Source organism: Amycolatopsis sp. NPDC003676 (assembly GCF_053587275.1).
In genome coordinates, this window is sequence record NZ_JBSFNS010000199.1 from 1 (window position 1) to 8,188 (window position 8,188).

General features: G+C 70.1%; 4 protein-coding genes. 3 read left to right on the forward strand and 1 reads right to left on the reverse strand.

The window, feature by feature from the left end; genetic code table 11:
• Positions 1-273: 273 nt before the first annotated feature.
• Positions 274-669: a PaaI family thioesterase gene (locus ACWDNU_RS44250; RefSeq protein WP_370940728.1), complete on the reverse strand. Its 396-nt coding sequence runs from the start codon at positions 667-669 to the stop codon at positions 274-276.
• A gap of 107 nt (positions 670-776) precedes the next feature.
• Here ACWDNU_RS44250 and polA point away from each other — a divergent pair, with 107 nt between their 5' ends.
• The 3 genes from polA to ACWDNU_RS44265 all read left to right on the forward strand — a co-directional run.
• Positions 777-3,515 (forward strand): DNA polymerase I, encoded by a 2,739-nt coding sequence (polA, locus tag ACWDNU_RS44255; RefSeq protein WP_370936247.1) that lies wholly within the window; start codon positions 777-779, stop codon positions 3,513-3,515.
• Between the two features lie 870 nt (positions 3,516-4,385).
• The gene (locus tag ACWDNU_RS44260) at positions 4,386-6,014 is read left to right on the forward strand and encodes a S1 family peptidase (protein WP_449673247.1); all 1,629 of its coding nucleotides are present in this window, start codon (positions 4,386-4,388) and stop codon (positions 6,012-6,014) included.
• Positions 6,011-8,188, forward strand: a 2,178-nt coding sequence (locus ACWDNU_RS44265; RefSeq protein ID WP_449673248.1) for a tetratricopeptide repeat protein, incomplete at its 3' end; no start/stop codon positions are given. The genes ACWDNU_RS44260 and ACWDNU_RS44265, both read left to right, overlap by 4 nt.

The window sequence follows — 8,188 nt, forward strand, 5'->3', positions numbered from 1 at the left end:
TACCTGAGGCAACCCCGGGCAGCTACCGAACATTCCCGGCGTTTCCCTGTGTTCTCAGGAAGATTTCAGGTCCCTGCGGGGCGCGGGCCTTGACAACCACCCTCAGACCGCATTTTGGCTTCGTATCGGGGGCGGGGGAGTGTGGCTGCCTGGTTGGGCGGGTGCACTGGCTGCGGTTGAGCTGGTGGGCTCACGTCCTTCGGACGTACGTGAGGGGAACCCTGAGGGAATCAGGTTCCCTCAGGGTTCCCCTCACGGCGGTTCTTCGAGAGATCAGGCGCCTGGTGGGCGGTCTCGCACTACGCAGGTGAGCCTTGCGGTGCAGGTGCGGCGGCCCTCGTCATCCGTCAGCACGATCTCCGACGTGATCGTTCCCCGTCCGACATGCAGCGGGGTTGCGACGCCGGTGACAGTGCCCGACCGAACGGCGCGGTGGTGAGTGCAGGACAGCTCAAGGCCCATCGCGGCGCGTTCGGGGCCTGCGTTCAGTGCGGCCAGCACCGAACCCAGGGCTTCGGCGACGGTGGCGTTCGCGCCGCCGTGGAGGAGGCCGTAGGGCTGGAGGTTGCCTTCGACGGGGATCGTGCCGACGACCCGCTCGGGCGTCATCTCCACGAGCTTCAGCCCGATCTTGTCGTTCAGCTGCTGGCCCGCTGCCGCGGGGTCCATGCCCGCGAACTGGCCCGGCGTGATTTCCGCCGTCTGCTCGGTCACTCTCTGCTCCTCAACCTATGCGACACGCAAGAGTGTCAGACCCTCACCCTAGACTCGCCCCCGTGAGCCCGACCGAGAACCGAACCGTTGCCAACGCCACAGGCGCCGCCGCCGCGAAAGACCGCCCCCGGCTGCTGCTGATCGACGGCCATTCGATGGCCTATCGCGCCTTCTTCGCCCTGCCCGCGGAGAATTTCCGCACGAAGACCGGGCAGGTCACCAACGCGGTCTTCGGCTTCACCTCGATGCTCATCAACCTGCTGCGCGACGAGAAGCCGACGCACCTCGCGGTGGCCTTCGACCTCTCGCGCAAGACCTTCCGGTCGGAGACGTACGCCGACTACAAGGCCAACCGCAGCGCCACGCCGGACGAGTTCCGCGGGCAGGTCGACCTGGTGAAGGAGGTGCTCGAGGTACTCGGCATCCCGTCGCTCACGAAGGAGAACTACGAGGCCGACGACGTCATCGCCACGCTCACCACGCAAGCCGGCGAAGACTACGACGTCCTGATCTGTACCGGCGACCGCGACGCGTTGCAGCTGGTCACCGATCGGGTGACCGTTTTGTACCCCAAGCGGGGCGTCTCCGACCTCGTGCGGTTCACGCCGGACGCGGTCGAGGAAAAATACGGCCTCACCCCGACCCAGTACCCGGACTTCGCGGCGCTGCGCGGCGACCCGTCGGACAATCTGCCCGGCATCCCCGGCGTGGGGGAGAAGACCGCGGCCAAGTGGATCCGGCAGTTCGGGTCGCTGGCCGACCTGATCGACCGGGTCGACGAGGTCAAGGGCAAGGTCGGCAACGCGCTGCGCGAGCACCTGTCGTCGGTCCAGCTCAACCGGCAGCTCACCGAGCTGGTCCGCGACGTGCCGCTGGAGTCCGTGCCGGACCAGCTGGAGCTGCGGCCCTGGGACCGCGAGGCGGTGCACCGGCTGTTCGACGAGCTGGAGTTCCGCGTGCTGCGCGACCGGCTTTTCGAGACCCTGAGCAGCGCCGAACCGGAGGCCGACGAGGGCTTCGAGGTGTCCGGCTCCGCGCTCGCGCCGGGCGCGCTCGGCGCGTGGCTCGAAGCGCACGCCGGTGCGGCCGAGCCCGTGGCGCTGTCGTTCCGGGCGACCGGCGCTTCCGTCCGCTCCGACCTCAAGGCGGTCGCCTTCGCGACGGCTGACGGCGAGGGTGCGTACGTCGACGTCACCGCGATGGACGAGGCGGACGACCGGGCGCTGTCGGCGTGGCTCGCGGACCCGAAGGTCCGCAAGATCGGCCACGACCTGAAGGTGCCGCTGCACGCGGTGCGCGCCCGCGGTTGGACGTTCGCCGGGCTCACCATGGACACCGCGCTCGCCGCGTACCTCGCGCGCCCGGGCCAGCGCACGTTCGGACTCGACGACCTGGCCCTGCGCTACCTGCACCGTGAGCTGCGCTCGGAAGCAGGCGACGGCGACGGTCAGCTGTCGCTGCTCGACGGCGGCGCGGACGAGCTGGAGCAGAAGGAAATTTCCGCCGAACTGGTGAAAGCGCGCGCGATCTTCGAGCTGGCCGGCGCGCTGACCACCGAGCTGGAGGAACTGGGCGGCGCGAAGCTGCTGGCCGAGCTGGAACTGCCGCTGCTGGAAGTGATCACCGAACTCGAAGCGGCGGGCATCGCGGTCGACGTCGACCAGCTCACCGAGCTGGAGGCGCACTACCTCAGCCGCGTGACGCAGGCCGCGGACTCCGCGTACGAGGTGATCGGCAAGCAGATCAACCTCGGTTCGCCGAAGCAGCTGCAGGTGGTGCTGTTCGACGAGCTGGGCATGCCGAAGACCAAGCGCACCAAGACCGGCTACACCACCGACGCGGACGCGCTGCAGTCGCTGTTCGAGAAGACCGAGCACCCGTTCCTGCAGCACATGCTGGAACACCGCGACGCGACGCGGCTGCGCACCACGGTCGAGGGGCTGATCAAATCGGTCGCCGACGACGGGCGCATCCACACCACGCTGCAGCAGACGATCGCGGCCACCGGACGGCTTTCGTCGGTCGAGCCGAACCTGCAGAACATCCCGGTGCGCACCGAGGAAGGCAGGCGCATCCGCGACGCGTTCGTGGTCGGCGACGGCTACGCCGAGCTGATGACCGCGGACTACAGCCAGATCGAAATGCGGATCATGGCGCACCTGTCGAAGGACGAGGGCCTCATCGAAGCCTTCAACAGCGGCGAGGACCTGCACACGTTCGTCGCGTCGCGCGCGTTTTCCGTGCCTGCCGCGGAAATCACGCCGGAACAGCGCTACCGCGTCAAGGCGATGTCGTACGGATTGGCGTACGGCTTGTCGGCGTACGGCTTGTCGCAGCAGCTGAAGATCTCGACGGAAGACGCGAAAGAGCAGATGGAGGCGTACTTCTCGCGGTTCGGCGGGGTGCGCGACTACCTGCAGTCGGTCGTCGGCGAGGCCGCGAAGCGCGGGTACACCGAGACGATCTTCGGACGCCGTCGCTACCTGCCGGACCTGAACAGCGACAACCGCCAGCGCCGCGAGATGGCCGAGCGGATGGCGCTGAACGCCCCGATCCAGGGCAGCGCCGCGGACATCATCAAGGTGGCGATGCTGAACGTGCACCGCGCCCTCGCCGAAGCGGGCTCGCGCAGCCGCGTGCTGCTGCAGGTCCACGACGAACTGGTCCTGGAAATCGCCGACGGCGAGCGCTCGGACGTCGAAAAGCTGGTCCGTGAGGGCATGGGCTCGGCCGCGGAACTGGCGGTGCCGCTGGAGGTTTCGGTCGGGTACGGGCGGTCGTGGAACGAGGCCGCGCACTGACCCGCTGAGCGGAGGAGCACGCCCGGGGCCGACGACCGGCCCCGGGCAGCAGGCGGGTGGATCTCGCGGCCGGAGACGGAATCGGCGGTGCGGGAGCTCCCGAGTCGGCGGCGCGGCGACGGAATCCGGTCGGGCGGTCGCGGGGCTGGGGACGGTATCGGCGGTGCGGGAGTTCGCGAGTCGGCGGCGCGGCGACGGAATCCGGTCGGGCGGTCGCGGGGCTGGGGACGGAGTCGGCGGCGCGGGGGCTCGCGTGGCGGCGGAATGCGGCTGGGCGGTCGCGGGGCTGGGAACGGTATCGGCGGTGCGGGAGTTCCCGAGTCGGCGGCGCGGCGACGGAATGCGGTCGCGGGGCGGCGACCGCAACGGCATCGGTGCTGCGCCCGTTCGGGCAAAAACGCGGGCAGCGGTGTGGCGGATCGAATCCGGTCTTGTCGTTGCAGTTCATCAGAGCGGGCAACGGCATCTGCGCGGTCTCCGCTCGGACGAGCCCGAATCGGCGGCGCGGCTGAACCCGAATCCCGGCGCACCCCCACGCAAACAACATCCGCCGCAACGAAATCGGCGAAAAAACCGGCCAAGCGAGCATGAATCAGCACCCCGACTCAAACCGGCTGCAGGTCCCGGCGATCCGCTTCGCGCCTGGCGCGGAAACCCGACAGCCCGCCCCCGGTCCGGTAGCCGAGAGTCAGCCCCGCCCGCGCCAAAAGGGTTTCTGTCCAGCCGCCAACACGGAGCGACCCCGGAGAAACCGGTGTCACCCACGAGAAGTGCCGCGACGCCGCTGAACGGGTGAGGTTGCTGCTCCAGCGTGGGCTACTTTCCGCGAACGCCGCCCGGCCCGCAACGGGCCCGGCGTAGGGTCCACCCGTGGGGTACCAGGCCGAGCGTCGACGCTGGCGGGTTCGCCTGCGCGACCGCACGGGCGGGATCCGCGGGGCAGGCACCATGCTCGACGAGGACCATGTGCTCACCTGCGCGCACGTCGTCGAGCGGGCGGGCGGGCCGGACGCGGACGTCCTGGTCGATTTCGTCGGGCTGCCCGGCACTCCGGTCGGCATCGGCCGCGTGGTGCCGGGGGCTTGGGTGCCGCCGGGGCGGGACGAGCGCGGCGACATCGCGGTGCTGCGGTTGGCCGAACGGGTGCCGGGAGCATGGGGCGCGCCGTTGTACCGGATGCCGTTGTCGGACGGCCAAGCCGTGCGCGCCTACGGGTTTCCGGCGGGCGCGGACGAAGGGCTGTGGACGTTCGGCGAACTCGCCGGCGAAGGCGGGCCCGGCTGCGAATGGGTGCAGCTCGCCCGCAAGAACGACGACCAGCCGATCACCGGCGGGTTCAGCGGAACCGCCGTGCTCGACGAGGAGACCGGCCGCGTGGTCGGCATGGTGGTGTCGCGGTACAAGGCCGAGGGCGAGCGGGTCGCGTGGATGATCCCGGTCGAGACCATTCTCGGCTACCTCGGCGCGGACCGGTGGGGGCAGGGGAGTCCGGCCGTCGACCAGACCTTCGGCCGCGAACTCGACCGGGTGCCTTACGATCCGCAGTTCGCGCGCGAGGTCGTGGGCTGGTTCGGCGAGGGACACGGCGTGTGGATCGTCGTGACCGGCGAGGTCGGGTCCGCGAAAGCCGCTGCGCTTGATCTCGCGGTGGTGCTTGCCGACCGCGAGCGTTCCGCTGCGGCGAACGAACTGCGCGACACCCTGGCCAAGGAAACCTTGCCGCCAGCGGGAAGTGTCGATCTCGCCGTCGATGCGGCGGGCAAAACCTCCGATCAGGTACGGCAGCGGCTCGCCGAGCGGCTCGACCTCACCTTGGACAACGGCTCGACGCATTCCGGCATCGGCCGCACCGTCGTGGTGAACGCGATCGACGACGCGGCCGAGCCGGAGCAGCTGATCGGCGAGGTGATCGCGCCGCTCGCGGACCGGGCCGCACGGCTGGGGATCCGGCTCGCGCTCGGGTTCCGCCGGGAGTCGTCGCCGGGGCTGACGGAGCTGCGGTCGCGCCGGAACGGGGCGCGGCCGGACGGACTGGCTCGCCGGATTTCCGCGCTGGACAAGCAGATCAACGAGCTCGCCGCGATCGAGGAGCACATCGCCGAGCTGGCTCCGCGGTTCGCGGTGCACGATATTCCGCCGCCGCGAGTGCGTCGCCGTCGTGGTGCGGTGATCCGGTTGCAGGAAGCTGCGGATCTCGGGGATGTCGCATGGGCGGAGCGATACGTCGAGAAAGTCGCCAGCGTGGTGGCTGCCGATCTGACTGCGGCGAAAAGCGCCCGTGATCGGCTCGACACCGCGCATGAGCGCCGCACCGAGTTGCGGTTTCGGCTCGACGGCTACGGAGAGCGTGCCCGCGCAGCAGGCCGGGTCGAGGATCCGCTGCTGGATTCGTTGTATGCCAACGCTTGGCAGTTGCTGTACGAGGGCGCGTGCGATCCGGAGGCGGCCGCGGCGGCTGTCGAGGAGTTCGGTGCCGCGGTGCGCAAGGGGAATCGATGACGGCCTGCGCGCGCCCGAACTGTTCCGGCACGATCAGCCGCGCCGGGTTCTGCGCGAAATGCGGCTGGGCACCGGGATCCGAGCCGAAGAAACCGGCCCCGAAAGCCGACGCGACGCTCGTCATCCCCGCTCCTGGCGCGAGCCGCATCGCCGACACGGTCGTCACGCGAGAGCAGCAGACCGCCGGTCACGGCACCGGCGACGACTACATCCCGCTCCCCGTGGTCGTCCTGCCGGACATCGCCGGGCGAGTCCTCGCCGATCCGCACGTCGCCGAGGACGAACGGCATTGCGGCAAACGCGGCTGCGGCGCGCCGGTCGGCCGCTCGACCGGCGGCCGTCCCGCGCGCACCGAAGGCTTCTGCTCGCAATGCGGCACGCCGTTTTCCTTCTCTCCCAAGCTGTTTCCGGACGACGTGATGGACGGCCGCTACCAGGTCCACGGCTGCATCGCCCGCGGCGGGCTCGGCTATGTGTACCTCGGCACCGATCTGCGGCTGAAGCAGTACGTCGCGTTGAAGGGCCTGCTCAACACCGGCGACGAGGCCGCGGTGCGGATCGCCGAGACCGAGAGCCAGGTGCTGACCTCGCTCGACCATCCGAACATCGTCCGGATCCACGACGTCGCCACGCATCCGGACCCGCACGGCGGACCGGACGCGCGCTACATCGTCATGGAGTTCGTCGACGGCCTCCCGCTGGCCGAGGTGATGCGGCGCGGCCGCGCGATGCTCGACGGACCCGAGGGCAGGCTGCTCGTCGAGCACGTCGTGGCCTACGGCCGGGAGATCCTCACCGCGCTCGGCTACCTGCACGAACAGGGGCTGCTGTACTGCGATCTCAGCCCGCAGAACGTGATCCACGGCGAGAAACGGGTCAAGCTGATCGATTTCGGCGCGATCCGCAAGATCGGCGACCAGACCAGCCCGATCGTCGGCAACCCGCGGTTCCAGATCGGCGCGACCGAACTCGACGAGCACGGGCTCACCGTGCGCTCGGACATCCACACCGTCGGCGCGACGCTGCGCGACCTGTTCCGCTGCAGTGACGGCTGGCCGCATCCGGCCGACAAACGGATCGCGCTCGGCGTCGAATCCTTCACGCAGGTGCTCGATCGCGCGACCGGCCCGTACGAGCACCGCTTCGCCACCACTGGCGAAATGCTCGTGCAGCTCGACGGGGTACTGCACGAGATCCTTTCGCTGCGCGACCGCCAATCGCGCCCGTCGATCTCCACGCTGTTCACCGAAGCGGCGGTGCTGCTGGACGCCGGGCTCGGCCAGCCGAGACCGGTCGGGGAGTGGGTACGCCGTGCTCGACGCAGCGCAGGCCCGCTCGGCGCGCTGCCCGAACCGTTCGACATCGCGCTCGGATTGCCGGTGCCGCACGAGGATCCGCACGACCCAGCGATCACCTTCCTGCGCACCGTCCGCGCGCCGGATCCCGCGCGGCTGCTGAAGAAACTCGAACGCGCGGACTCGACCGTCGAGGTGGAGCTGCGCCGCTGCCGGGCCTGGCTCGAACTGTCCGAAGTGGACTCAACCGGTGCTGAGCAGGCCGGCCAACGCGTGGACGCCGCCGAAAAGCTGCTCGGCGCCCGGGCCAAACACGACTGGCGGATCGCTTGGCATCGCGGGTTGGTCGCGCTCGCCGCCGGAGCCGTGGAGACCGCGCAGACCTGGTTCGAACGCGTGCACCGCGACATCCCGGGCGAGGAGACGCCGAAGCTCGCGCTCGGCCTGTGCGCGGAGCACTGCGGCGGGCCGAAGCGAGCTGCGCGCTACTACGACGCGCTGTGGGTGCGGGACCATCTGCAGGTCAACGCCGTTTTCGGGCTGGCTCGCGGGCATCTGCAACTGGACGAGCGCACGGCGGCGGTGGACCTGCTGGACCAGGTCCCGGAGTACTCGCGGCACGACGAGGCGGCGCGGATCGCCGGAATCCGCGTGCGCGCCGGAATCCTGCCGGTCGGGGACGCGCTGCCGAGCATCGAGGACCTGACCGAGGCGATCGACCGGCTATCCGCGCTGGAGCTGGACCGCGACACCGCGGACCGGCTCACCGCCGAGGTTCGCGAGAGCGCGCTGCGGTGCTTCGCCGCCGGGATGCGCGGCATGCCGCCCGGTCCCGTTCTCGGCGAGCGTCTCGACGAGCACGGGCTGCGGCTGCTGGTG

What these genes read in the sequence shown, in the direction of transcription:
- ACWDNU_RS44250 (WP_370940728.1), bottom strand. Translation starts at nt 669, where the DNA reads ATGGACCCCGCGGCAGCGGGCCAGCAGCTGAACGACAAGATCGGGCTG.